This window comes from Vibrio viridaestus (assembly GCF_003856525.1).
Classification (GTDB): domain Bacteria; phylum Pseudomonadota; class Gammaproteobacteria; order Enterobacterales; family Vibrionaceae; genus Vibrio; species Vibrio viridaestus.
Genome location: NZ_RJVQ01000006.1, coordinates 57,771 through 82,174, shown reverse-complemented (window position 1 = coordinate 82,174; position 24,404 = coordinate 57,771). Strand labels below are relative to the sequence as shown.

Sequence of the window (24,404 nt, the reverse complement as noted above, 5' to 3'; positions counted from 1 at the left end):
GATGGCGGAGAAGTCTACCACAGTTATTTTGATAGCGTGATAGTAATATTGACGGTTTAGTCAATTTTTAGCCGAAGAATATTCTGAATAAGTATGCATTCAAAGTTAATTGAGTCAATATGAATGAATTATCGTTTCACTATCTAATTTTATTCAAAGACCAATTTCATATAAAAGTCAGGGTATTACTCTCTAAAGAAAAGAACCCTGACAATATATTAGCCATTCGCAACCGAACTCAGTCCACCGTTTCTTTCTGACCACGTTGCGAGAAAGCTTTTCAATTTATCCGATTTGGGTTGGTTGAACAGAGTATTGGGGTGACCACTTTCTTCTATACGACCATTAGCCAGAAATAGCACTTTATCTGATACCTGAGCCGCAAATCCCATCTCATGCGTTACGATCATCATCGTCATACCCTCATCAGCAAGAGATTTCATTACTTTAAGAACCTCACCAACTAATTCAGGATCCAATGCAGAGGTTGGTTCATCAAACAACATCACGTCTGGCTCTCTGGCTAACGCTCTTGCGATAGCAACCCTTTGTTGCTGGCCTCCAGATAACGACGTTGGGTAAGCATCTTTTTTATGATCCATGCCCACTTTGGTTAATACATCGATAGCTTTTAGCTGTGCTTTATCTCTTGCCCACTTATCAACAATAACCAGAGGCATCATTACGTTCTCCATCACAGTCTTATGAGGCCACAGATTAAATTGCTGGAATACCATTCCGACATTGTGCAAATCTTTCTGGGTTAAGTGGCTAGGTTTAAGCTGTAAATCACCGGCCCCGGTAATTCCATATCCGACCATATTGCCGTCAATATACACCTCTCCATCATCATACTGCTCTAAGAAGTTCAGACACCGCAACATGGTACTCTTTCCCGAACCCGAACCACCGATGATAGAAACGACCTCGCCTCGATATACATTGAGATCAATCCCTTTCAAAACCGTGTTTTCACCAAATCTCTTCTTGAGCCCTTTCACTTCAATCACTGGCTTATCATTATGCTTCATTGCTGTTCCTTAATTTGTCAGATAACGAGTTGAGTAACGCTCAAAAGCCATTGAAGCTTTGGATATAAGAAACGTGATAATCCAATAACACACAGCTAAGAATAAATAAGGTTCAATCACAGAGAACGTTTCGGTCGACATTTTTACTGCCGATGTTGTCATTTCAGGTACTGTAATCACCGACAATACCGCAGACTCTTTTACTAGCAGCATGGTTTGGTTCAACATAGGCGGCATGATTAAACCAAACATCTGTGGTAACCGGATATGCCAGAAGACCTGGGCTGGAGAGAATCCTAAGTCAAATGCAGCCTCTATATGCCCCTTGGGAATGCTTTCAAAACCGGCACGATAAATCTCAGCAAAATAGGCACAACCATATAAACCCAATCCCCATATCCCCACTTCCATCGCCGAAGCATTAATACCAATAAACGGACCGCCATAAAAAACGAGAAATAGCTGAACCAGCAGCGGTGTTCCACGAAAGATGGTGATGTAAACACGGTAAATGATTTTTACAAGGACATTGTCTATCTGATAAATCAGACTAAACACCAATCCACCAATAAGACCGATGACCAGAGCTCCGAGACAAACATATAGTGTATAGCCAATCCCTTTAAGCAGTAACGGTCCGTATTCTAGGTATAGATGAAAATCCATTTCTTCTCCCTAATGCTTAAGTCGTCTTTCGAGCAATCGGCCAATTTCACTTACACTCATGGTCAACACAAGATATAAGGCTCCAGCGGCTAGAAAGAACTCAATTGGACGGTACGTTGTTGATGAATACTGCTGCGCAACTCGCATAAGCTCAGTGACAGCAATCGTTGAAATAAGCGATGAATTTTTAATGATATCGATAACCTCACTAACCAACGCTGGTAACGTCACTCGAATGACCTGAGGTAATTCCACATAGATAAACGATTGATAACGTGATAGTCCATTGACCCAAGCGGCCTCGACTTGCCCTTTAGGTAATGCCGTGAAACCACCGCGTAAAATTTCTGATTGTATCGCGCCACTATTCATCCCCAGAGTCAAAATAGCAGCCACAAGAGAAGGTACAGTGATTCCCGCTAGGGGAAGGAAAAAAAACACGATGCTTAATTGAACCAACAATGGTGTACCACGAAAAGCACTTACATAGAATGTTGAAATAGAACGTAATAGTCGATTTTTAGATGAGCGAGCTAGGTAAGTTAGTGCTCCGATAATAAAACCACAGCCAATAGCCACTAAAGAGACCCAGAATGTCGTCCAGAGTCCCTGAAGTAGCGCCATGCGATATTCCCAAATAACGGTAAAATCAAACATCGCATCTCCTTATGTATGGCGTCGAGAAAAAGAGGCTGCGCAAACACACAATAGCTCGAACATCATTGTTGCTCCGGTAAGAGCCGTCATTCCAGATTGATCAAATGGTGGTGCAACCTCTACCACATCAGCCCCAATGATATTCAAACTACTAAGAGAGCGAATCATCTGCTGAGCTTCAAACGTTGTAATGCCCCCTACCTCTGGTGTTCCAGTACCTGGTGCGAAACAAGGATCCAAAACATCAACATCAAAAGTGACATAGACTTTACTGTCGCCAACCACTGTCTTTATCTCTTCAATTACTCGCTCTAATCCCATCTGATAAAACTCTTCAATATGGATAACACGCATGCCACTGTCATAACTGAACTTCCAGATATCCTTATCTGTCACGCCGCCACGAATACCAATCTGAATCGTTTTCTTCGGGTCGATTAACCCTTCATCTGCAGCAACTTTAAATGGAGATCCGTGATGAAATTTTGAGCCCAGATAAAAATCACCAGTATCGCAGTGGGCATCAAAATGCACTAAAGCAACCGGACCATCTTTCGCCATCGCTCTCAAAACAGGGAGAGTTACCGAGTGATCACCACCAACGGATAACGGAATAACACCCGCATCTTTAACCTGTTGATAATAGTTTTCTATAGCTTTATGAGCCCCCGTGAGCTCAAAAGGACTATCAGGTAGAGCATCGCCAAAATCCCCCACTCGGGTCAGGTCAAATGGCGCAATTCCGGTTGCTTGATTGATCGTTCTCATCAGTGTCGATTGATTACGAACTTCTCTGGGTCCATGTCGAGCTCCAGCTCTATTCGTAACACCACCATCAAACGGAATACCAATCAATGCAATATCAAACAAACTTAAATCTGAAATGATCGGTACACGCATAAAAGTAGGAATCCCTGAATAGCGAGCCATCTGTTGAGATTCATAACTCATTGTTCTGATTCCTTATTATGAGCGATATACCCGATTGTGTTCATTAGCAGTTGGGCCGCGAGAATACTGGTAATTTCATTGGGATCATAAGGGGGCGCTACCTCGCATAAATCGACACCAACAATGGAACCTCGTTTCGCTAACTGCTCGATAACCTCAAGCACTTCGTAATATTGAAAACCACCGTGACTAGGTGTTCCCGTTCCCGGTGCGATACTTGGATCGAAGCCATCAATATCAACCGTCACGTAGTAGCGTTTTCCAGCCGGAATTTGTTCTATAAGTTCATCAAGCGATAACCGACGAAACTGACGAACAGATAAAATAGTCGAGCCAGCCGCTCTGGCATCATCGTGATCGGATTGATTCGATGAAGAGACATTGCGAATCCCCATTTGGGTAATACCCGTTACGTGATCCATTTCAGACACCCTACGCATACAGTTCCCATGACCAAAGCGAACACCGTGACGTTCATTAACAAAGTCGAGGTGAGCATCAAACTGTACAACGTGAATAGGCTCTTCTTCGCTAAAAGCCGCGACGTTTGCCGCCGTAATCGCGTGATCTCCCCCAAGAATAATAGGAATAGCACCACTTTTTAGGATTTTTCGAACGGCGTAGGTTGTATTTTCAAGACAGCGTTCGGTGTTGGTATGAATCATATCCACATCACCAACATCAACAATTTTCACTTTATCCTTCTGCAGATAAAGCGTGTCACTTTCATAATCGTATGCACCACCGTGACCGAAACTGAACAACGTAGAAGATGCCCTTATCGCCCGTGGACCAAAACGTGCTCCCGAACGATATTGACACCCCATATCATATGGGACACCTAACACAGCAAAATCGGCTGAGATCGAATCCCAGTTGGTGACCGGTTCGCTTTTAGCGAAAGTAGTGTGACCGACAAACGGAAGGTTCAATCGGCCTTTTTCATAATCATTTGTACTCATTTTTTTGCCATTACATCGTGTGGTGTTTGTGCTCATAGGAGCACAAACGTCTTGGGAACAAGAAAGGTGTTTCTTTAGTGCTGAAGGTTCGCTGTTACAATTAACTTAGTGGTTTAGGTAACGAGCCTTCAGGTACATCCATAGTGAATCCGAACCATTTCATCTGTAGTTCAGCCAGTTTGCCGCTTTTTTGTAACTTCAATAGACCCTTATTCATAAAGTCCACCAGTGAACGAGAGTCTTCGTCTTTACGAGCTGCCCATCCGTAATACGATTTGTCCCCAAATGGAGGCTGAACGATTGAAAACATATCAGGACGTTTTTTGACAATTGGGGCTAGGTTAGGAATAGCTTGAGGAACAATATCAACACGACGAGAAGCTAACGCGGCATAAGCTTCATTGTAATCAGTAAATTCAGTTATGGATTTAACCGACTTTCCTTCTGGAGCCAGTACGTCTTTCTCAAATTTTTTCACTGCCGTATATTGAGCTGAGCCAGCCTGAACCCCAATCACCTTACCGGCCATGTCTTCTGGTGCCTTGATACTGTCATCGCTCTTACGCTTTAAAATAGCAACAGACGCATCAGCTATAGGGTTAGTGAATGCATAGTTATCCATTCTTTTTTGCGTAATCATGAGTGACGTAGCAACAAAGTCGTAGCGCTTGGCATTGAGCCCAGCCAATATTCCTTGAAATGGTAAGTCCAGTTGTTTGAGTTTAACCCCAGGAAGATCCTGTAAAATTGCATCCAGAATGTCCTTCCCATACCCGACTATTTTTCCATTTTCCAACATTTCAAAAGGCGCATACCGAGCCTCTGTAGCAATAACGATCTCCCCTTTTGACTTGATATCATCAAGCAGATCTGCCTGAGCCGCTGTTACGCCCATAAACAACGTGCTTACGCATAAAATATTACGAAGTGTCTTTTTCAGTTCCATGTCTTTTCTCCAATTCCGTATGGACACCACTCCATCTTCAAAGGAATTGTCGATTTGGACAAACTCGTAGTTCTAATATCAAGTTATAAGCAAATCTAATGCGTTAGATTGGGGATAAATAAGATTTCGTTGCACCAACTTAGTCCTGCCCGCTTCTGTGGAATCATTTAGCCACACAAATTCAGTGGGTTAGTGAGTGGCATATGCCTTGCTTATTCACAGAGAGGAATTATTTGCTGTCTTATTAATGGAGTTACTATGTCTATTCGCCTTCCTCCACTCGAGTCATTACGTTACTTTGAGGCTGCGGCCAGACACCTAAGTTTTACTCTTGCAGCCGATGAACTTTGCGTCTCTCAAAGTGCCGTGAGTCAGAAAGTGATCAAACTCGAAGACAAACTTGGCTACAAGTTGTTCGAACGTCATACAAGGCAACTAGTTCTGACCGAACAAGGCGCAACTCTCTTCCCTGTTGTACATGCCTCTTTAATTGAAATTCGTGATTCTCTAAATAAAATCGAATCCAATGGGCAAATGAGGAAACTCACCGTTTATTGTATGCCTTCGTTTGCGAGTAGCTGGTTACTACCGCGCTTACATGACTTCCATACCCGTTATCCTCATATTGACCTCAACCTCGTTGCTGAATTAACTGAGCCCAATTTCCATAATGAAATCGTCGATATCGGTATTTGTCATGGGATTGGTGATCAACCAACAATGGAACAGCAACTCTTGTTCTGGGACTATGTGTATCCGGTTGCTAGTCCAGACCTTTTGCAAAAGACACCATTAACGTCTTTATCAGAACTGAATCAAACGGTTCTTATCCACGATTCGCTCCCTCAGGCGAAACTATCAACGTCATGGCAGCGTTGGTTTGTTGAGAGAGGAATAAGAAACATTGACTGTGGCAGCGGATATCGTTTCAACCAGGCTGACTTTATCGTAAGAGCCGCAATCGATGGACGAGGTGTCGCTCTGGGTCGACATGTTCTTGTCGCCAACGAAGTGAAGCAAGGTCGACTAGTTCCATTGTTTGGCGACGTTGAAAAAGACGATGGTGTTTACGTTGTGTGCCTAAAGAAACTGATCAATCGACCGCAGGTAGAAACGTTTATTCAGTGGCTAAAAGCGCAAGCAGAACAATTTGAGTCAGAGATGGCCCCAGATAAAATTGTGTTTCCACACAATAAGGCCGAGCCAGTCACATAAGCAAACCTTATACATCCATTAGCATTTAACGCTTGTTTACTCTTTAGGATTCTCTCAGCATGGGATAAGCCTAAAGGGAGATATGTTTTTTGGATACTAATTTAGAAGTTCGCAATGGCGCAAAATCCAGAGCGGTATTTACCACCTCAGAGATGGTTTCAAGGCTCAATAACGCTCGAAAGTTGATGACATCACATCGCCTGGATGGAATGATTTTATCCAGCTTTGAGAGCATCAGCTATTTCAGTGATTTCACTATCGATACAACACTATCTTCACCATCGCTATTGCTTATTCTGCCAGACAAATCCTTATTAATATCACCACAAGAAACCGGTGGTCATAGCTATCGTAATAGCTTTTGTGAGAGTCGCCTTTATACCAGCAGTGAGCATTTGCAATATTATGTTCAGCACTATCTCTCATCCGCTAAAAAAATTGGGATTGAATCTTGGTCTATTTCGGATGGACTGAAAAATTTTCTGTCAGCAAAAGTACCCGCGTTAAAAAGAGCGCTTTGTGTTGAGCAGGCTTTGCACGAACTGAAAGCAAACAAATCTGAAGAAGAAATGTCCCTATACATTCGGGCAGAGAGCATCGCATTTCGCGGACTCAATGAAGGCATAAGCGCAATGTGCGAAGGAAGTTCTGAACTTGAACTGGCTCTCAACATTCGCAACCTTCTCATAAAAGAAGCAGCCAGCTTCTTTCCACAGTTAGATGTATCACGCTCATATTGCTTGGTTCAATCCAGCTTGAATACAGACAGCTCTATTGCACCAGCGTCAACTCGTCCTCTGGTTCAAGGTGATTTAATTAACATCACAGTGTGTCCAGTATTAGGTCATTATCGCTATCCAATAACTCGCAGTGTGCTCTTGGGAAGTCCCAAGCAGCCAGAATATGCAGCCTGTCTTCAGCGTGCTTTTGAAAAGGCAAAAAATAGTCTAAACAGAGAGTGTGATAAGGATATTTTGATAACACATATGACGGATGAGTTAACTCGATGTATTGGCTGTAAGGAAAACATCAGCGTCCAGATAAGCAGTCTGGACGCCTGTCGAGAAAGAAGTACCATGACCAAACAGACATTAGATCAGGATAAGATTGTTCACGTTACGATCGAGATATCAAAACAGGCACACGATCAGTACTTAAATACTTATCGGTTATCCCAACCGATTCTGATTGCCTAATAACTTAATTAGATTCGTTCTTCGGTCTTTTATTTTTGGGCACATAATTGAGGATAGAAATTGGTACCTCTTTCCTTGGCTCAAAACCTTCAATTACACGTCTTTCAAGAAGGTGACCAAGACGGCTTTCTATCATGCAAAGATTCTTAAAGTTATCTTTTGAAACGAAAGATATTGCCTCACCGACTGCTCCAGCACGGCCAGTACGACCAATGCGGTGAACATACTCATCCGCAGGAAACGGAAGGTCATAATTGACAACACGTGGTAAGTTTTCAATATCGATTCCACGAGCCGCTACGCCAGTTGATACGAGGTAACGCACTTTACCACTTTTAAAATCTTCCAGTAACTGCGCTCTGATGGCCTGACTTCTTCCACTATGAAATGCTTCCGCGGTAATACCACGTTTGGCTAACTGTTCTACCAGCTTTGCCGCGCCATGCTTCGTTTCGATAAAGATAAGCGTTTGATCCCACTGATTTTCATTAATCATATGACTCAACAATGCAGACTTCTTATCCTTGTCAACGGTTACAAGCCATTGCTCAATATTTTTCTTAGACGCCTGGTTCGCAGCAATGCTAATTTCAAAGGGATCGGGAATGACTGTTTTAGCCAAATCTCGTACACGATGAGATAAGGTTGCCGAAAACAATAAGTGTTGGATATCTTCCGGAATGCGGTCAAAGATCTTATTGATATCATCGATGAACCCCATATCGAGCATACGGTCTGCTTCATCAAGAACAATGACTTCAAGCTCCTCAAAGTACACTGCACGCTGACCATACATATCAAGCAATCTCCCCGGAGTCGAAATTAACACGTCAACACCTTCGATTAGCTTTTCCTTCTGCTTCTTATCGTCAACACCACCATACATAGCAAAATTAGCCAGCGAAAGATTTTTTGCGTAAAGAGCGACTTTTTCCGCCACCTGAATAGCCAACTCACGAGTAGGTACTAACACTAATGCTCTAATGCGTTTTTTCTTTTGTGTCTTACCTTTACTCAGTTTTTCCAAGATCGGCAGCACAAAACTGGCTGTTTTCCCAGTTCCTGTCTGTGCTGCCGCGATCAAATCACGACCTTCTAACACAACAGGAATCGCCTTCATCTGAATATTTGTTGGCTTGTCATATGACAGGTCTTTTAATGCATCCGTTAGCGGTTGAGATAATCCTAGTTTTGCAAATGGCATGTCGGCCTCAAATAAAAATGGTCATGACTGGATAAAGATCCACGTTTGGGCGGAGTATAGCACGATGCTATTTTATCAATAGCGGATATTTGGCAAAGATTTCGATTTACAAACTGATAGTATAACTGTTCGTCCGTCAGTATTTTATGTTACTTTATTTTGCATAAGCCAATTAAATGGAGTTTTTTATGTCTGAAACCGTCGCTATTTTGGGCGCCAGCAATAAGCCAGATCGTTATGCCTTTTTAGCTCAATCATTACTTCAGGAGCATGGCCATACTGTCGTGCCAATTAATCCCAAAGAAAAGGAAATTAACGGTGTTAGTTGCTTCACATCATTAGCTGAATATTCAGGTAAGTTAGATACCGTTACTCTTTATGTAGGCCCCAATATTCTGTCTGGCTTAGTCAGTGAAATCATTCAAGCAAAACCAACAAGGGTCATAATGAACCCAGGAACAGAAAGTGAATCTGCTAAACAACAACTTATCTCAGCTGGGATAAAGGTGGAAGAAGCTTGCACTTTAGTTTTACTGCGCACCGGACAATATGATTAGGTAAAAAAAAGCCAGTCACAAGAAGTGTGGCTGGCAGATATAAGGTGTGAACAATATTCAATTCACTAACAACGTCAGTTGGCTAGGTGACCCTCGGCTTAAAAGGGTCACATTATCTATATCAAGGTTCATGCCAATTATTAAATCAATAAATATCAATAATTTAAAAAACCCAACCTATTCACAAAAAACCTAATTGCATATTATTTTGCAAAAACCTGCTTTTTATTCGCAATATGCAATCAAATTAAATTGAATAAATCATTGAGTTCGACTCGGATACATTCTGCAGACAAAAAAAAACGCCAATGACAGAAAGTCATCGGCGGATCAATGTGTGAACAAGAAATATTCACTAACAACGTCAGTTGGCTAGGTTACCCCTAACTAAAGGAGTATTATCTATATATCAACTTACGTGCCAGTTTTGGTTTGTCTAAAAATCAACCAATTAAATTGACAAACTTGTATATGAGTCAAGATGCTGTGCGAATTAAAAACCACTATAGCTCGTAATTGCATTCTGCAAACAGTCAATTGTAGATTAATCCTCTCCCCGATAACTCACTCTCTCAATCTATCCAATCAATTTCAGCTATCCACTACCTCAAATTTCCATACATTACATTATGAAGTCTTTTCATTTGGCCATCTAAACGGCTAGGAGTAGTATCAATTTCAAGTTACCGATTCTACTGAATAAGGAAAAAACATGTCTCAACAAAAACTTACCGCCCCATTTCGTGCCGATGTTGTAGGAAGCTATCTCCGCCCTCAATATCTTCATGATGCACGCCGTCAATATGAAGCGGGAACTATTGATGCGGATAAATTGAAATCAATCGAAGATAAAGCCATTACCGAATTAGTTGCAAAACAAAAATCAATCGGCTTGAAAGTCATTACTGATGGTGAGTTTCGCCGTTCATACTGGCACCTGGATTTTATGTGGGGTTTAAACGGTGTTGAACGTCATGAACTAAAAAAGGGCTACCAGTTTGTGAACATGGTAACCAGAGCTGACAGCGTGAGGCTCACCGGGAAGATCAGTGGCGAAAACCATCCATTTATCGAAGATTTTCGTTTTCTTGCATCGTTAGGAGACGATACCGTATTACCTCGCCTTACTATACCTGCACCAGCTCAATTCCTAGCAGAGCTCCAGCGTTCAGACAACCAAGAGACAACTAAAGCCATTTACAGTGATGAAAAACAGCTCATCGAGGATATCGCATCAGCCTATCAAGCATTCATCCAAGAACTTTATGCCGCAGGATGCCGTAACTTACAAATAGATGACTGTACATGGGGAATGCTGGTTGACCCGAAATTTGCCGCCAAAGGAGCAGCCGACACTCCGTTATCTGACGCAAGCTGTGGTTGTAATCATGACGTAGTGAGCCATGAGAGAAATGTTGCCGACATTGCGGAAACTTATCTGACGGCCAATAATAAAGCGATTGAAAATGCGCCGAGTGATCTGAATATTAATACCCATGTCTGTCGTGGTAACTATCGTTCTACCTGGGCGGCCAGTGGCGGTTATGCACCTATCGCCAAAGTTCTCTTTGGTCGAGAAAATGTCGATGCCTACTATTTGGAGTTTGATACTGATCGTGCAGGTGATTTCTCTCCTCTTGCCGAAGTAACTGGCGATAAGAAAGTCGTATTAGGGCTTGTTTCTTCAAAAGTTCCTGAATTGGAAGATGCAGAAGAAATAATCAATCGAATCAAAGAAGCGTCTCAATACGTCCCTCTTGAGCGATTATACTTGAGCACTCAGTGCGGCTTTGCTTCAACAGAAGAAGGCAATAATCTAACCGAGGAGCAGCAGTGGGCTAAAGTCGCTCTGGTACAAGAAGTAGCAAAACGTATTTGGGAATAGAAAATAAAAAATCGAGCTGAATTAACCAGCTCGATTTATTCATGTTAAAACAAGATTAGTAGTTACTTGGCAGCAGATTTGGCTGTTGAAGCTGATACTCCAGCTTTATTTTCAATCGCTTTAATCAGTTCACTCCCAACGGATAAACGTTGCTTAAAGCCATTAAAATAGACAGCAATCTCCATGTGATGAGGGAGAGGCGACTCTTCATCCCGCATAAAATCCAACGCAGTTTGACAGTACGTCTGCATATTATCGGCATCAAGTAGCTTGCAAATATACCAACATTGTTTTGCATCAGCATCATCAGTCAAAGCCCACGCCATCACTTCATTAAAATCAAACACCTGTACTGGTCGGTTTTTAAGCTCTTTCTGTACTCGCATGTATGTTTCAACAAAGCGCTTTCTTTTTTCATTGTATAAGATCGCACCTTCTACAGGGTCTTCACAACGAGTACCAGCGATAGGACGAGTATCAAAAGAAAGCTCCCACAAACCGAGCTCTTCATTAAATTCATAATCACTTGGGTTGGCTAAACGATAGAGTCCACGTTTCACTTTACTTTCCTTTATCTGAAAAAATTATTTCATTTTAATATATTTCGGAACGCATAGATTATACGTTTCTGCTCCAGATAAGAATACCGACTATATTGAGATATCTGCCGTTGCTGTCACGAATTGAAGCAAAAACAGATGTGAACAATAAATTCTTATTTATAAAAACCATACCACATAGTTTTGTCTCATAAATAAAACAAAAGCGCATCCTCTCCCGGATACGCTTCTTTTTATTGATAAATGACTCTGCTATTACCGAACTATGACTCGGCCTTCTTCATCAACAATACATTGAGCCATTTTTCTCCCTTGCGCTCTACTCTGAGGTCTTCTGTTATCCAAAGATGGCGAATAGATACATTGGTTTCTGCCGCTAGACGGTCGATCTTAGATTCATTCATGTTAGTGAAGAAGCGTCCATCTTCGAGCTCAGTATCTTCCGCTCCATATTTAAATGAGCAGTAGATAATCCCTTCCGGTTTTAGGAAATGCATAAGATGTGTAAGTGTATGGCCAAGTTCATCAACCGGAGTATGGAGAAGCGAAGCGCACGCCCAAATGCCATCAACACTCGATGGCTCAGTATAAAAATCTAAAAAACTGCTGCACTCGATATTGAGCCCTGTTTTTTCTTTGGCTAAATCAACTAATTTTTCAGCCTCATCAAATGCTAAAACGTGATATCCCTGCTCAGTAAACGCTAAGGCATCTCGACCCGATCCACATCCTGCGTCCATAATGAGGCCACCTTCAGGTATGCGGTTTAAGAACGCCTGATATATCTTATCCATGTTGATTTGGAACGTTCCATCAAAAAATTTATGTGCATTGATGTTGTAATATTCCATAACCATGTTTCTCTCCTCGACAAAGCGTCGCGTTGCATCCAAATTGCAGACTTGTTTAACATCAACATTATCCAGTTGATAAAAAAGAAAAAAATAATAAAAAGTTTAATTACGTCTTTTCTCAAACATGATCCAAAACGCATATTTATTAACCACCAGGTCAATACAGCTTTTGAAAATATTAGTAAATGTTACAATACCACGATGATCGCGTATGATAATTAGAACAAAAGCACAAAACGAGATCACAAATTTTGTACGCAGTGCTAATAGAACGAACAACGAGGTTGTATCACCATGAGTATGAGCGTCTTGTTTGATGTTGAGACCTTTTTAGTAAAAAGCGGAATTCCGTTCGAAGCCATCTCTTTTAAAGTAGAAAGAGGCGATGGTTTATTGCGCATAAACGATGGATCGATAGATCCACATACGGTGTACAAAACGCTGGCTTTGACAGGCAGCTCTACCGGACCTCTCATAGCTGTCGTTCCTCTAGATACACGCCTTAGCTACAAGAAACTGGCTAAAGTGTCAGGCAATCGTACTGTCGGGCTAATACCAGAAGATCGCCTTGAAGAAACAACAGGCTATATCCATGGTACAAATAATCCACTGGGTATCTGGTTTACCAAGCAATATCCTATCTTTATCGATCAACAATCTATCGAACCCAAACGAATTTATGTGTCAAGTGGTCACTTAGGACGTGGAGTCAAAATAGATATTATTCATCTCACCGATCTGGTTGACGCCAAGCTCTACGATCTGGTCGAATAAGTATTGAAAAAACGATTTCATCATAGCGGATTACTAGCCAAAAAAGTCTGACGACCTTTGAACAATGCAAACCGTTTTGTTATTTTGACATCTAACTAAGGTTACGCCTTCAAACGGTAATCACTTAAGTGTAAATCCCCCTCTCCCGTCGAGTGCATTTATGTGGGGTAATGCCCATAAATACTATTCACATGTATGGTTCCATATCTACAGACTCACTAAAAAGCTTGCCTTTCCTATCCATGACGCTAACAGTTCTCTAAATGTCGCTATTAACATAAAACATATTATAAATCACAGTTATGGTTGATTTTTTAATAATAATCCTTCATAAAAGTAGGCTTGGTAAAAATATAATTTAATTAGACCTCAAAGGAAGAGTTATTATGAAAACGTCAAGTTTACTTTCACTAAGCCTACTATCACTCATGGCATCCGCTCCGGTTCTGGCCGACTCAGAACAAGGTTTATGCCAGCCAAAAGCCTACGAAATGGCACTCCGCTATCAGCAACAGTCAGCTGAAATAAAAGCGATTCAGATTCAGGCTTATACTCTTGCCACATACCGTTTAAAAGAGATTCTCCAAGAAACGAAAAAGTCGCCTAAAGATCTTGCGGTTGTACTTGATCTGGACGAAACCGTACTTGATAACTCTCCCCTTTTGGTAAGAGATATGGAAAACTGTGTCGATTACACAACTTGGGATACATGGTCTGACTGGGAGAAAAAGGGACATCCGACTCTGATACCAGGAGCAAAAGACTTCATTGATTTTGCAGATAAATCAGGTCTGAATGTGTACTACGTTTCTGATCGTTTCGGCGAAAATAAACCTTACACCATTAAGACACTTGAGGAGCTCGACCTACCTCAAGCCGAAGAAAGTCATGTATTACTGTATGGCACGCCCAAAGAGGCTCGACGCCAATCTATAGCCGACAATCATGACATCGTGATGCTACTTGGTGATAGCCTGCCAGACTTTGCTGCTGAATTTAAAAATAAGAAAGACACGAAATACAACAGAGAATTAGTTGAAAAAGAGGCAAGTCACTTTGGTAAAGATTGGATTGTTTTGCCCAATGCGAGCTACGGTGCGTGGAAGAAAGCAGAACTTAATGCTTGGGAAGAAAAATAAATAATTGAATTTATAGGATAAAAGAGCTCTCTTGAGGGTGTGCAGCCTTCAAGAGAGCGAACAAGGAAATAACCCTATCAAAGTAGTACTTTCACTGGAGATTACCTGTAACAGATTAGCCGCTGTTAAAGGCATTATCTGTCACGAAGTAACCATACATTTATCGTAGTTCGTTTAAACTCACGCGCATGCTTCACCTTCAATTTTTTGGGCATATCCTATTTTTTATCCTTAAATTTTTGAGGTTAGCCACAAAGTACTGCGTCTGTTTCAAGATAATGCACTTCATAATGACACCCAGTTAAACATGTTACCGTTTGAGGTTCTAACGTTTGCCAGTTCGTTTTGGTATCCAATGGCTCAGATGCCAGAGTCATGTTTCCATTATCACAACGCAGAAAAACGGTTGGTGGATTGCGATCAGTACTGTAACGCACGGCCCAAAAGGATTGACCATCAGAAATACACATGGATGCTTTAAAAGGCTCAATCACACCTTTTTCGCGGCAGACACTTTCAATTTCGAAAATAGTCTGTGAAATGGCTAATTCAGGATTCATGAACAATTCATTTTTCATCATCAACAGGAAAATCAACTCACTATCGGTTGTCCCACGTTTTTTAATGTAAAGTTCTTCAGGTAAGCGACGCTCGAGCGAGTACTTTACTTTATCAAATTGCCCAATCTGACCATTATGAATAAACATCCACTGATCGACGATAAACGGGTGGCAATTGGACCGCGAAACCTGTGTTCCGGTTGAAGAGCGAACATGAGCCATAAAACGATGAGAACGGATATGATGTGTTAAAGAGCGTAAATTTTCGTCTCCCCATGCAGGCAACACTTCATGAAACTGCCCCGGCGTTTCCCTCTCGGTATACCAACCAAGCCCAAAGCCATCCGCGTTAACTCGCGTCACACATTTACGAGCTTCCATACTTTGGTGGATGAGCGAATGCTCTGGTTCATAAACCAGTTCATCTAAATAGATTGGTTGGCCTTGATAGGCAAGCCAACGACACATATTCCATACTCCTTACTGCTCAACAGTATGTTGATTCTGCCTTAATGTTTGTCTCGATATTCTTTTAGTACCATCAAATGACGATGCGATAATCATTACAAATGTGGCTATGACAATGCAGACCGCACCTAGATACTGGGTTGCTGTCAAAATTTCGTGTAACCAAAGGTAAGCAAATAACGCACCAAATATAGGTTCTAAACCAAGAACAACAGAAGCCAGACTCGGTGATATATGCTTAATGCTGTAATTTTGCGCGAAAAATGCAAAAAGTGTACAAAATATCACTAGGTAGCCCATATAAATCCAAAACATTTGATCTAAAGAAGCCAAATTTAGCCAATGAATATTCTGTTGCATAAAAATCTGCCATGATAAAACAACCAGACATCCTCCAAATACCCACGATGACTGCACAAACGTTATCACTAATGCACTGCTACGGTGCTGATGAGTTATACGCTTCATAAACGCGACCATAATCCCTCTTAAAATTGCGGCCAATATCATTAGGACATCACCAAGATTAATGTTGGTGTATTGAGAGGAGTCTAGTGACAATAGATACATACCAAAGATGGCAATTAGAACTGAAAACCAAGTGCTCGTAGGAATAATTGATCGATTCAATAGCTTATCTGAAAGTGGCGTAAAAACGATAAAGAGACTGATGAGAAATGCGGCCTTAGACGCAGTCGTTAACATGACACCAATGGTTTCACAGATAAAGATAGCGAAAAGGATTAAGCCTGATGGAGAGAAGATCTTCCAACTATCTCGATTCATCGAACGCCAAACTGCAGGATATAAAATGAGACAGGTAAGACCGAAACGAACACATAGAAAAAGAAAAACAGGAATCATAGCAACGATAGGTTTCGTGATTCCGTAACTGGTTCCCCATACACCGGCAATGCCTGTCAGTAATAGAAGAGAAAGGATTTTCTGATGTCTGTTCACTACTTATCTCCAACTTGCTATATTTTTCAGAGGAATAAGAGTAATGAATTCTACTAATGAGAGTAATCAGCCCGATGGCAAAGGACTTATGACGTATGGACACGAATAAACTGATCGCGCTTTTACCGGATTTAGCGACATTTGTCTCCGTCGTTGAAAATGGATCATTTACCCTTGCGGCTGAACATTTAGGTATTACCCCTTCAGGCATCAGTCGACAGATAACCCGCTTAGAGAGAGAACTTGCAACAACGCTATTGCAACGAACTACCCGCAAACAATCTTTGACAGAATCAGGAATGGAAGTTTATCAGCATGCCTTGTCAATATTGAACAGCGCCAGAGAAGTCGCCAACATAGCTCAACGCGATGCAGAACAACTTGAAGGTACTATTCGTATCGCTGCTCCAAAAGCATTCTGTAAAAATGAACTCTATCCACACCTGCTCGCATTTATTCAGCAGTATCCAAAAATCAAATTGCAGGTCATGGTTCGTGACAAACCGAGTGAGCCCATTTCAGACCAAGTCGATATTGTGTTCTCGATAACATCAACGCCTCAAGAACATTTAGTTGCCAAGAAGATTAGTCATGCTCGCTCTATCCTGTGCGCCTCTCCTGACTATTTACAACGTTACGGCTTACCAAAAACACCCGACGAGCTCGTCCAGCATAATTGTCTATATCTCGGTGAAAACCGCGATGATAACCATTGGTATTTTTCAAAAGATGGTGTGTTAATGGATGTTATCGTTTCAGGCCCTTTAGCGATTAATCATTCAGAACTCAGGCTTGATGCCGCATTAAAAGGAATGGGAATCGCATTACTGCCCGACTTTACCTGCCGGGAGCCACTTTTATCGGGATCTCTGGTTGAAGTGCTTAATGACTGGTCTATACGCGGCCCTTACCAAGGCTGCGTGTACATCCAATTTATTCAAACAACAAACTTACCGAGAAAATTACGGACCTTTATCGATTTTATATCGGATAAGTTTTCCGTGTAATTCAAACTATTATTCAATTTGTTTTTTGAGCCAACGTACAAAAATCTCTGTCGCCTCATTCGGGTTTTGGGATAATAAATAATACCCTGCATTCGCTTTTATCTCACCAAACGGTGCGACCAAACGTTGGCTCTCCAATTCATTTGCGATTAACGCTTTTCGTGCCATTGCTATTCCTAATCCCGCTTCAGCGGCTGACATCGCCATATCCGTTCGGTTAAAGAAATGCCCTTGATGGGCGGGGATATCCATTCTCATTTCAGAAGACCAATATAACCATTCAAAATCTCTCGGCGCGTTAGCCCACGGCATTGCATCGTGCAAAAATACGACTTTATCCCATTCAGAGCCGAGACTCGAATCTAGCATCCAAGTATGCTTAGCCAAATAGCCGGGACTCATGACGGGTACAAGATATTCCTCAAACAGCAATTCAGCATAGGCCCTGCGATATGGAATCGGACCGTAATCGATCGCCAGATCGTAATCTCGCCGATCACTATCCACCAGAGCCCCTTCAGCAAACGTTTGTATCTGTATGTCAGGGTAATCCCGATAAAAACTCTCCAGCCGAGGAACTAACCATTTAAACGCAAATGAAGGGGTTAATTTGAGCTTCACTTCCTTACGTATACCTTGAGAAGACAACATGTCGATCGTCTTTTCTAGGTCTTCAAAACTCTTTTCAGCCACACTAACAAGGACTTGGCCCTGCGGTGTGAGGTTTACCCCTCTAGAGTGGCGTTCAAACAAACTAAACCCTAGAGTTTCTTCTAATTGAAGAAGCTGTTGACTGATAGCGCCTGTTGTCAGATGCATAGCTCGTGATGCTTGGCTAAAGCTCGAGTACTGTGCGACATGAACAAACGTGGCAAGTTGGGATGCAAGATGGCTTTTAATCATTGGCTTTTAGTTTTTCTATACACTACTGATAAATTTTATCGATTGTTAATAAAAGGTAAAGCAATAAAACTATATGTAAAAGATAAAGTCGTTAAAAACGACTATATTCAGCCAGCTCGGAGAAAGAAAGATGGAAGTAATCGTATTAGGAAGTGGTGTGGTAGGTCTGACCTCTGCATGGTACTTATCGCAAAGTGGTCACAAGGTCACAGTCGTTGATAGACAGCCAAGAGCTGCTGAAGAGACTAGTTTTGCTAACGCTGGCCAGATTTCTTATGGTTACTCTTCTCCTTGGGCCGCTCCGGGTATTCCATCAAAAGCGGTAAAATGGCTATTTGAAAAACATGCTCCTCTTAAGGTTCAACCATCAATGGATCCAGAAATGATCGGTTGGATGCTAAAAATGTTGAACAACTGTCAACTTGATCGCTACCAAGTAAACAAAGCGCGTATGCTCGCAATAGCCAACCACAGCCGTCAATGCCTGATCGATCTTCGTCAACATCACAATATTAACTATGAAGGTAGACAGAAAGGGACATTACAAGTATTTCGCGATCCAAAGCAGCTAGTCGCTATCGAAAAAGATATGAAGTTACTCGAACAAGCCGGTACGCGCTTTGAGCTGATGGATGTAGAAAGCTGTATCAAGCAAGAGCCAGGACTCGACCCAGTAAAAGACAAGTTAGTCGGAGGACTTTATCTTCCTGACGACGAAACTGGCGACTGCTATTTATTCTGCCAACAACTGACTGAACTGGCTAAAGAAGCTGGTGTTAACTTCATGTTTGATACCCAAATAAAAGATATCATTAAAGAAGGCAACGTGATCTCAGGGATTCAGACAGATAAAGGTTTAATCAAAGGTGATAGCTATGTGGTTGCCTTGGGCAGCTATTCAAGACAAATGTTAAAACCTTTAGGTATTGATGTACCTGTTTATCCTGTAAAAGGCTACTCATTAACCGTGCCAATCGTTGACGAAGCTTTTGCGCCACAATCAACAGTGATGGACGAAACTTATAAAGTGGCGCTGACTCGCTTCGATAATCGTATTCGTGTTGCTGGAACTGCAGAGCTTGCAGGGTTCAACCCAGCAATCCCACAAGCACGCAGAGATACAATACGTATGGTTGTGACCGATCTATTTGGTCAAGGCGGAGATATATCACAAGCAGAATACTGGACAGGCTTCCGACCAATGACTCCCGATGGTACGCCAATCATCGGTAAAACAAAATATAGCAACTTATATACGAATACAGGTCACGGAACCTTGGGCTGGACAATGGCTTGCGGCTCGGCACAGATCCTATCCGAGATTGTTACCGCAGGACACGGTCCTTTCGATAATCAACACTTTGATGTATCCAGATATGCATAATTAACAGGATAAAAGACTGTTCAAAAAACGTTCTATAGAACTTTAATCGACTTAAAATCCAATATTTAAGCAGATTAATAATTTAATAATGTTAAAGTTATTAAGTTATTAAGTTATTAAGTTATTTAATCTGCTTTTTTACTTTAAATTGGACTTAAAATCTAAACACAAATCAAATCATAAACTTTAACTTCAAAAAAACATTTCCTAGAATTCATCAGTTAAACATATTAACATTCGCGCTACATAAAAACGAATATATTAAAAACAACTAAGAAACACTCTTCGACTTACTTTTAAATACAGGAATTTATAATGCAATCTATCGTTGATTTTCTGAATGGAATCATCTGGAGCCCAGCACTGATCTATCTTTGCTTGGGAGCGGGTTTATTTTACTCAATCCTTACCCGTTTTGTTCAGGTAAGACACTTTAAAGAAATGGTGAGGTTACTGTTTGTAAACCGAAACTCAGACAAAGGTATTTCTTCATTTCAAGCATTAGCCGTATCGCTTTCAGGCCGCGTTGGTACAGGTAACATCGCGGGTGTTGCTGCTGCGATTGGTTTTGGTGGTCCTGGTGCCGTGTTCTGGATGTGGGTAGTTGCATTCTTGGGTGCCGCAACTGCTTATGCAGAATCGACTCTGGCACAAATCTATAAAGAAGAAGATGATGGTCAGTTCCGCGGTGGTCCAGCCTACTATATTGAGAAAGCAATGGGTCAGAAATGGTATGCATGGATTTTTGCTATCGCAACTATCATAGCATGTGGCCTCTTACTTCCAGGTGTACAATCAAATAGTATTGGTAATGCGATTGAACAAGCGTTTGGAACGGGTGACATGGTTGAAACAGCCATTGGAACATTTAGCTTTGCTAAAATTCTAACTGGTACCGTCGTTTCGATTCTTTTAGCCTTTATCATCTTTGGTGGTGTAAAACGTATCGCAAGCTTCACTCAAATCATCGTTCCTTTCATGGCGTTAGCGTACATTATTACGGCTTTTGTCATCATCCTTCTTAATATCGGCCAAGTTCCTCACGTATTTGCTATGATTCTGGGTGATGCATTCACACCTATGGCAGGCTTTGGTGCAGCAATTGGTTGGGGTGTAAAACGTGGTGTTTACTCAAACGAGGCTGGACAAGGTACTGGACCTCATGCAGCAGCGGCAGCGCATGTTGAACACCCAGCACAACAAGGTCTTGTACAATCCTTCTCTATCTATATAGATACACTATTAGTTTGTTCTGCTACCGCGTTTATGATCCTAATTACAGGCGCATACAACGTACATGGCGCTGCAGAAGGCGTATTTATAGTACAAAACCTTCCTGCTGATGTTGCAGCAAGTAGTCCTGCGTTTACTCAGATGGCAATTGAAAGCGCTTTACCTGGAGTCGGTAAGATGTTTGTTGCTGTGGCGTTATTCTTCTTCGCTTTCACAACGATCCTTGCGTACTACTACATTGCCGAAACCAACATCGCATACATCCGTCGTACATTGAAAATTGATGGTTTACATTTCATCCTGAAAATTGGCCTTCTGTCCGCTACGTTTTACGGTACAGTTAAAACGGCGAACCTCGCATGGGCGATGGGTGATGTAGGTGTGGGTCTAATGGCGTGGTTAAATATCGTTGGTATTCTACTAATATTCTTTATGCATCGTCCTGCTATGGCAGCTCTAAAAGATTATGAAGAGCAACAAGCAAAAGGTGTTAAGCATTATATCTTCAACCCAACAGCGCTCGGTATTAAAGGGGCTACCTATTGGGAAAAACGTTACGAACGTAAGATGGCTAAAAAAGCCAAATAAAAGTAGTAACGAAAAAAAGAGGTCTCAATGACCTCTTTTTTGTTGTTTCGTATCGCTTATGCTGCTGCGTTTGCAGAAGTAGATGCTACTTTTTTTGCACCAACAGGCAATATTGTACGGCCATACTCAGCGTTTAATACTTGAGCCATTGCAAAATAAATTGCGCTCGCACCACAGAAAATGCCTTCAAAACCAGCAATCATGCCGATATGTTCATTACCAGTAAAGTCACGAATCGCTAACAAAGCAAATAGAATGGTTAGTGAACCAAAGACAACCTGCTTTGCAAAAGGATAACGAAGAGAACCAATAAACATAAAGCCAGTAAAAATGCCCCAAAGAGCTAGATACCAACCCATAAATGATGCAGGGCTAGCAGCAAATCCCATTTTAGGCAGAACGATCAGTCCAACCAATGTTAACCAGAATAATCCGTAGGAAGTAAACGCGGTTGTACCAAAAGTATCGCCACGTTTGAAACACATAATTCCAACGATGACTTGGCCTAAACCACCATAAAAAATACCCATTGCTAGAATCATAGAATCCAGTGGGAAAAATCCTGCATTGTGAATATTAAGCAGAACAGTAGTCATACCAAACCCCATTAAACCTAATGGAGCCGGATTGGCTAATTGATTCGACATTTACGTTACCTTTGATTTAACTAAAAGAGTGCCCGTTAGTAACGACAGCCACTAACAGAAAACAAAAATTGTGGTTAAAAAACGGCGGGATTATAAATAGATTGAATAGTTCCTGCTAGAACTATTTCTAACAGGAACCAAAATAAAGTAGCGTAAATGAGATTGGTAAACTTAAGCAACAACGCCTTGGCGAATTTGAGCTTCAGTTTTGTCGCCAACAGGAAGTACTGTTCGACCATATTCACCATTAAGAACTTGTGCCACTGCAAAGTAAAATGCGCTAGCACCACAGAAAATACCTTCCCATCCAGCTATACGTAAAAACGCTTCACTACCTGTAAAGTTAGTAATCGCGAGTAGAGCAAACAATGTCGCAGCGGAACCAAAAACAACCTGCAGCGCGAAAGGATGACGAAGTGTGCCGATAAACATTAAACCAGTAAAAATCGCCCACATAGTGAAGAACCAAGCCATAAAGTGTGCAGGACTAGGCTCTAATCCCATATTAGGCATAACAATCAGAGCAACAAGGATAATCCAATATAATCCATAAGAGCAGAAAGCGGTCATACCGAATGTATCATCGCGTTTGTAGCATAATAAACCAGCAATAAGCTGAGCCATACCTCCGTAGAAAATACCCATAGCCAATATCATTGAATCTATAGGGAAGAAGCCGGCATTACTGATATTGATCAGGATGGTAGTCATACCAAATCCCATAAGACCTAATGGTCCTGGATTAGCTAAGCTGTTGGACATTTCATTTATACCTTTGAGCAAATTAGGGGAACTGGGCGTATGATAGACAATATGCAAATGCTCCCAATTGACTTAAATCAGTAAAAATAGAATATATCTTTCATTAATTTATAATTTTGGAATTTAAGTTTCATTTATGGATATTCATTGTTCCAATAATAAAAAAGCCTCCAATATGAGGAGGCCGTACAATCTGCTTTAGGGTAACTATTTCGCTTCACTCGCGAGAGTCTGTCCTTTTACTGATTGTTTTCGGGTCCAATACCCGTTCAAATTACTTTAATATAATCAATAACTTATTTTTTAACCAAAACACTAGTAAATGATGTATCTTTGTATCCTGTTAGTTGATACAAACTTGGGAAACGAACGTGGGTATAGTTATCTTTAATTTTCTTAACTTCAAGGTTTCTAATATCAGCTTCAGCGCATTTACCATTGGTTTGCCATTGAAACCTATGAGGAATACGTTCATAGTCGAAAACCATTGCAGCGGTAGGAATAGGAGGCCAACCATCACTATGCACTTGTTCTATTGAAACATCATCATCCATGATAACTACTTTAATATTATTCTTTAAACAAAAACAAAGTCTATCGTAATGAGAAACATGATCGTCAAAAAAAGCAAAGTCGAAATTTTCAAATAGAATATTATCGATATTATTAATATCGGATTCAAAATACTTCGCCTTCGTAGATCGGTATTCAGTATTTCTCAAATTAATATCAAAACAATATAACTGACAATCACTAGGAGTGGAACCATCTAACAGTAATGTTGTATAACCCCGCCATACACCGCTTTCTATAACAGACTTGGGAGAAAAGTACGATACAAGGATAAAAAAGATCAGGCCATTATTATATCCCATGCCTCCATTTAGATTACTAACTTCTCCTTTTCTAAAAATGCTGTCGTAATACTCTATCAATGGTAAACAAAATTTAGAGTCTATATCTATCCCACAGGAAGAAAAATAATCACCTAGAAAGTTACTTATTTTTTCGTTTCTTAGTGATATTAAACTTTCATCTGTAATATAACTTACCTCTTCAGGTCTACAATCTCCCCCCTTTTTTATTATTTTCAATCCAACTCTACTGAAAAATTTATCATTAATAATCTTCTTGGCGATAAAGTTAATATTGAACAATGCATTACTACAATAAAAATCCTTTAACCACCAGTATTTAGTAATTGTAATTGATTTTCCCTTAAGCGAGCGATAGCTTTTTTCCATAGTCTAAAATCCATTTTACAACAAGACATTAAAGTAAAATTAATAAAACTT

The 24,404-nt window shown here is 41.0% G+C and carries 24 protein-coding genes; 9 read left to right on the top strand and 15 right to left on the bottom strand.

Annotated elements, in window-relative coordinates; translation table 11 throughout:
* Positions 1-218: 218 nt before the first annotated feature.
* From EES38_RS14205 to EES38_RS14180, 6 genes are all read right to left on the bottom strand, one after another.
* Entirely contained in the window at positions 219-1,031 is an 813-nt protein-coding gene (locus tag EES38_RS14205; RefSeq protein ID WP_124937876.1) for an amino acid ABC transporter ATP-binding protein, read from the bottom strand.
* A gap of 9 nt (positions 1,032-1,040) precedes the next feature.
* Entirely contained in the window at positions 1,041-1,697 is a 657-nt protein-coding gene (locus tag EES38_RS14200; RefSeq protein WP_124937875.1) for an amino acid ABC transporter permease, read from the bottom strand.
* A 9-nt stretch (positions 1,698-1,706) separates the two neighbouring features.
* Positions 1,707-2,354 carry an amino acid ABC transporter permease gene (locus tag EES38_RS14195; RefSeq protein WP_124937874.1) on the bottom strand — a complete coding sequence of 216 codons (648 nt, stop codon included), beginning with the start codon at positions 2,352-2,354 and terminating at the stop codon, positions 1,707-1,709.
* Positions 2,355-2,363: 9 nt separating this feature from the next.
* On the bottom strand, positions 2,364-3,305 hold the full coding sequence (gene speB, locus EES38_RS14190; RefSeq protein WP_124937873.1) for an agmatinase: 942 nt from the start codon (positions 3,303-3,305) through the stop codon (positions 2,364-2,366).
* Complete coding sequence (gene speB, locus EES38_RS14185) at positions 3,302-4,267, bottom strand: agmatinase (protein ID WP_124937872.1); 966 nt, start codon at positions 4,265-4,267, stop codon at positions 3,302-3,304. Before speB (EES38_RS14185) ends, speB (EES38_RS14190) begins: the two co-directional genes overlap by 4 nt.
* A 100-nt stretch (positions 4,268-4,367) precedes the next feature.
* Positions 4,368-5,213 carry a transporter substrate-binding domain-containing protein gene (locus tag EES38_RS14180; RefSeq protein WP_124937871.1) on the bottom strand — a complete coding sequence of 282 codons (846 nt, stop codon included), beginning with the start codon at positions 5,211-5,213 and terminating at the stop codon, positions 4,368-4,370.
* Between the two features lie 258 nt (positions 5,214-5,471).
* On the opposite strand from EES38_RS14180, the gene gcvA reads away from it, so the two are divergent.
* Together gcvA and EES38_RS14170 are read left to right on the top strand one after the other, a co-directional pair.
* On the top strand, positions 5,472-6,428 hold the full coding sequence (gene gcvA / locus EES38_RS14175; RefSeq protein WP_124937870.1) for a transcriptional regulator GcvA: 957 nt from the start codon (positions 5,472-5,474) through the stop codon (positions 6,426-6,428).
* An 89-nt stretch (positions 6,429-6,517) separates the two neighbouring features.
* A complete protein-coding gene (locus EES38_RS14170; RefSeq protein ID WP_124937869.1) occupies positions 6,518-7,624 on the top strand; it encodes an aminopeptidase P family N-terminal domain-containing protein in 1,107 nt (368 codons plus the stop codon).
* A 4-nt stretch (positions 7,625-7,628) separates the two neighbouring features.
* Here EES38_RS14170 and EES38_RS14165 read toward each other — a convergent pair whose 3' ends face one another.
* Positions 7,629-8,828 carry a DEAD/DEAH box helicase gene (locus tag EES38_RS14165; protein WP_124937868.1) on the bottom strand — a complete coding sequence of 400 codons (1,200 nt, stop codon included), beginning with the start codon at positions 8,826-8,828 and terminating at the stop codon, positions 7,629-7,631.
* A 188-nt stretch (positions 8,829-9,016) separates the two neighbouring features.
* Between EES38_RS14165 and EES38_RS14160 the strand changes: the two genes are divergently transcribed.
* Together EES38_RS14160 and EES38_RS14155 are read left to right on the top strand one after the other, a co-directional pair.
* Positions 9,017-9,385: a CoA-binding protein gene (locus EES38_RS14160; RefSeq protein ID WP_124937867.1), complete on the top strand. Its 369-nt coding sequence runs from the start codon at positions 9,017-9,019 to the stop codon at positions 9,383-9,385.
* A gap of 712 nt (positions 9,386-10,097) precedes the next feature.
* A complete protein-coding gene (locus tag EES38_RS14155; protein WP_124937866.1) occupies positions 10,098-11,270 on the top strand; it encodes a 5-methyltetrahydropteroyltriglutamate--homocysteine S-methyltransferase in 1,173 nt (390 codons plus the stop codon).
* Between the two features lie 62 nt (positions 11,271-11,332).
* Here EES38_RS14155 and EES38_RS14150 read toward each other — a convergent pair whose 3' ends face one another.
* Complete coding sequence (locus EES38_RS14150; protein WP_124937865.1) at positions 11,333-11,830, bottom strand: hypothetical protein; 498 nt, start codon at positions 11,828-11,830, stop codon at positions 11,333-11,335.
* Positions 11,831-12,093: 263 nt separating this feature from the next.
* Positions 12,094-12,687: a class I SAM-dependent methyltransferase gene (locus EES38_RS14145; protein WP_124937864.1), complete on the bottom strand. Its 594-nt coding sequence runs from the start codon at positions 12,685-12,687 to the stop codon at positions 12,094-12,096.
* Positions 12,688-12,978: 291 nt separating this feature from the next.
* Here EES38_RS14145 and EES38_RS14140 point away from each other — a divergent pair, with 291 nt between their 5' ends.
* Together EES38_RS14140 and EES38_RS14135 are read left to right on the top strand one after the other, a co-directional pair.
* Positions 12,979-13,458 carry a YbaK/EbsC family protein gene (locus EES38_RS14140; RefSeq protein WP_124937863.1) on the top strand — a complete coding sequence of 160 codons (480 nt, stop codon included), beginning with the start codon at positions 12,979-12,981 and terminating at the stop codon, positions 13,456-13,458.
* Between the two features lie 386 nt (positions 13,459-13,844).
* Complete coding sequence (locus EES38_RS14135) at positions 13,845-14,597, top strand: 5'-nucleotidase, lipoprotein e(P4) family (RefSeq protein WP_124937862.1); 753 nt, start codon at positions 13,845-13,847, stop codon at positions 14,595-14,597.
* A gap of 245 nt (positions 14,598-14,842) precedes the next feature.
* Here EES38_RS14135 and EES38_RS14130 read toward each other — a convergent pair whose 3' ends face one another.
* Positions 14,843-15,625 (bottom strand): class II glutamine amidotransferase, encoded by a 783-nt coding sequence (locus EES38_RS14130; RefSeq protein ID WP_124937861.1) that lies wholly within the window; start codon positions 15,623-15,625, stop codon positions 14,843-14,845.
* A 12-nt stretch (positions 15,626-15,637) separates the two neighbouring features.
* Positions 15,638-16,585 carry a DMT family transporter gene (locus tag EES38_RS14125; RefSeq protein ID WP_124937860.1) on the bottom strand — a complete coding sequence of 316 codons (948 nt, stop codon included), beginning with the start codon at positions 16,583-16,585 and terminating at the stop codon, positions 15,638-15,640.
* Positions 16,586-16,680: 95 nt separating this feature from the next.
* Between EES38_RS14125 and EES38_RS14120 the strand changes: the two genes are divergently transcribed.
* Positions 16,681-17,592 (top strand): LysR family transcriptional regulator, encoded by a 912-nt coding sequence (locus EES38_RS14120; protein ID WP_124937859.1) that lies wholly within the window; start codon positions 16,681-16,683, stop codon positions 17,590-17,592.
* A gap of 9 nt (positions 17,593-17,601) precedes the next feature.
* Here the strand turns inward: EES38_RS14120 and EES38_RS14115 are convergent, their stop codons facing one another.
* Positions 17,602-18,495 (bottom strand): LysR substrate-binding domain-containing protein, encoded by an 894-nt coding sequence (locus EES38_RS14115; protein ID WP_124937858.1) that lies wholly within the window; start codon positions 18,493-18,495, stop codon positions 17,602-17,604.
* Between the two features lie 130 nt (positions 18,496-18,625).
* On the opposite strand from EES38_RS14115, the gene EES38_RS14110 reads away from it, so the two are divergent.
* Positions 18,626-19,879 carry a D-amino acid dehydrogenase gene (locus tag EES38_RS14110; protein WP_124937857.1) on the top strand — a complete coding sequence of 418 codons (1,254 nt, stop codon included), beginning with the start codon at positions 18,626-18,628 and terminating at the stop codon, positions 19,877-19,879.
* A gap of 315 nt (positions 19,880-20,194) precedes the next feature.
* A complete protein-coding gene (locus EES38_RS14105; protein WP_124937856.1) occupies positions 20,195-21,700 on the top strand; it encodes an alanine/glycine:cation symporter family protein in 1,506 nt (501 codons plus the stop codon).
* A 56-nt stretch (positions 21,701-21,756) separates the two neighbouring features.
* Here the strand turns inward: EES38_RS14105 and EES38_RS14100 are convergent, their stop codons facing one another.
* The 3 genes from EES38_RS14100 to EES38_RS14090 all read right to left on the bottom strand — a co-directional run bounded on the left by EES38_RS14100 (position 21,757) and on the right by EES38_RS14090 (position 24,353).
* A complete protein-coding gene (locus EES38_RS14100) occupies positions 21,757-22,347 on the bottom strand; it encodes an acetate uptake transporter (protein WP_124937855.1) in 591 nt (196 codons plus the stop codon).
* 171 nt (positions 22,348-22,518) lie between these two features.
* Entirely contained in the window at positions 22,519-23,109 is a 591-nt protein-coding gene (locus EES38_RS14095) for an acetate uptake transporter (RefSeq protein ID WP_124937854.1), read from the bottom strand.
* Positions 23,110-23,405: 296 nt separating this feature from the next.
* Complete coding sequence (locus tag EES38_RS14090) at positions 23,406-24,353, bottom strand: O-methyltransferase (RefSeq protein ID WP_124937853.1); 948 nt, start codon at positions 24,351-24,353, stop codon at positions 23,406-23,408.
* Between the last annotated feature and the right edge of the window lie 51 nt (positions 24,354-24,404).

Excerpts from the sequence above, each read along its gene's own strand:
- EES38_RS14160 (WP_124937867.1), top strand. The coding sequence starts at position 9,017 with ATGTCTGAAACCGTCGCTATTTTGGGCGCCAGCAATAAGCCAGATCGT.
- EES38_RS14180 (WP_124937871.1), bottom strand. The coding sequence starts at position 5,213 with ATGGAACTGAAAAAGACACTTCGTAATATTTTATGCGTAAGCACGTTG.
- EES38_RS14195 (WP_124937874.1), bottom strand. The coding sequence starts at position 2,354 with ATGTTTGATTTTACCGTTATTTGGGAATATCGCATGGCGCTACTTCAG.
- EES38_RS14130 (WP_124937861.1), bottom strand. The coding sequence starts at position 15,625 with ATGTGTCGTTGGCTTGCCTATCAAGGCCAACCAATCTATTTAGATGAA.
- EES38_RS14120 (WP_124937859.1), top strand. The coding sequence starts at position 16,681 with ATGGACACGAATAAACTGATCGCGCTTTTACCGGATTTAGCGACATTT.
- EES38_RS14140 (WP_124937863.1), top strand. The coding sequence starts at position 12,979 with ATGAGTATGAGCGTCTTGTTTGATGTTGAGACCTTTTTAGTAAAAAGC.
- speB (WP_124937872.1), bottom strand. The coding sequence starts at position 4,267 with ATGAGTACAAATGATTATGAAAAAGGCCGATTGAACCTTCCGTTTGTC.
- EES38_RS14090 (WP_124937853.1), bottom strand. The coding sequence starts at position 24,353 with ATGGAAAAAAGCTATCGCTCGCTTAAGGGAAAATCAATTACAATTACT.
- EES38_RS14110 (WP_124937857.1), top strand. The coding sequence starts at position 18,626 with ATGGAAGTAATCGTATTAGGAAGTGGTGTGGTAGGTCTGACCTCTGCA.
- speB (WP_124937873.1), bottom strand. The coding sequence starts at position 3,305 with ATGAGTTATGAATCTCAACAGATGGCTCGCTATTCAGGGATTCCTACT.
- EES38_RS14200 (WP_124937875.1), bottom strand. The coding sequence starts at position 1,697 with ATGGATTTTCATCTATACCTAGAATACGGACCGTTACTGCTTAAAGGG.
- EES38_RS14165 (WP_124937868.1), bottom strand. The coding sequence starts at position 8,828 with ATGCCATTTGCAAAACTAGGATTATCTCAACCGCTAACGGATGCATTA.
- EES38_RS14095 (WP_124937854.1), bottom strand. The coding sequence starts at position 23,109 with ATGTCCAACAGCTTAGCTAATCCAGGACCATTAGGTCTTATGGGATTT.
- EES38_RS14105 (WP_124937856.1), top strand. The coding sequence starts at position 20,195 with ATGCAATCTATCGTTGATTTTCTGAATGGAATCATCTGGAGCCCAGCA.
- EES38_RS14145 (WP_124937864.1), bottom strand. The coding sequence starts at position 12,687 with ATGGTTATGGAATATTACAACATCAATGCACATAAATTTTTTGATGGA.
- EES38_RS14135 (WP_124937862.1), top strand. The coding sequence starts at position 13,845 with ATGAAAACGTCAAGTTTACTTTCACTAAGCCTACTATCACTCATGGCA.
- EES38_RS14205 (WP_124937876.1), bottom strand. The coding sequence starts at position 1,031 with ATGAAGCATAATGATAAGCCAGTGATTGAAGTGAAAGGGCTCAAGAAG.
- gcvA (WP_124937870.1), top strand. The coding sequence starts at position 5,472 with ATGTCTATTCGCCTTCCTCCACTCGAGTCATTACGTTACTTTGAGGCT.
- EES38_RS14115 (WP_124937858.1), bottom strand. The coding sequence starts at position 18,495 with ATGATTAAAAGCCATCTTGCATCCCAACTTGCCACGTTTGTTCATGTC.
- EES38_RS14100 (WP_124937855.1), bottom strand. The coding sequence starts at position 22,347 with ATGTCGAATCAATTAGCCAATCCGGCTCCATTAGGTTTAATGGGGTTT.
- EES38_RS14155 (WP_124937866.1), top strand. The coding sequence starts at position 10,098 with ATGTCTCAACAAAAACTTACCGCCCCATTTCGTGCCGATGTTGTAGGA.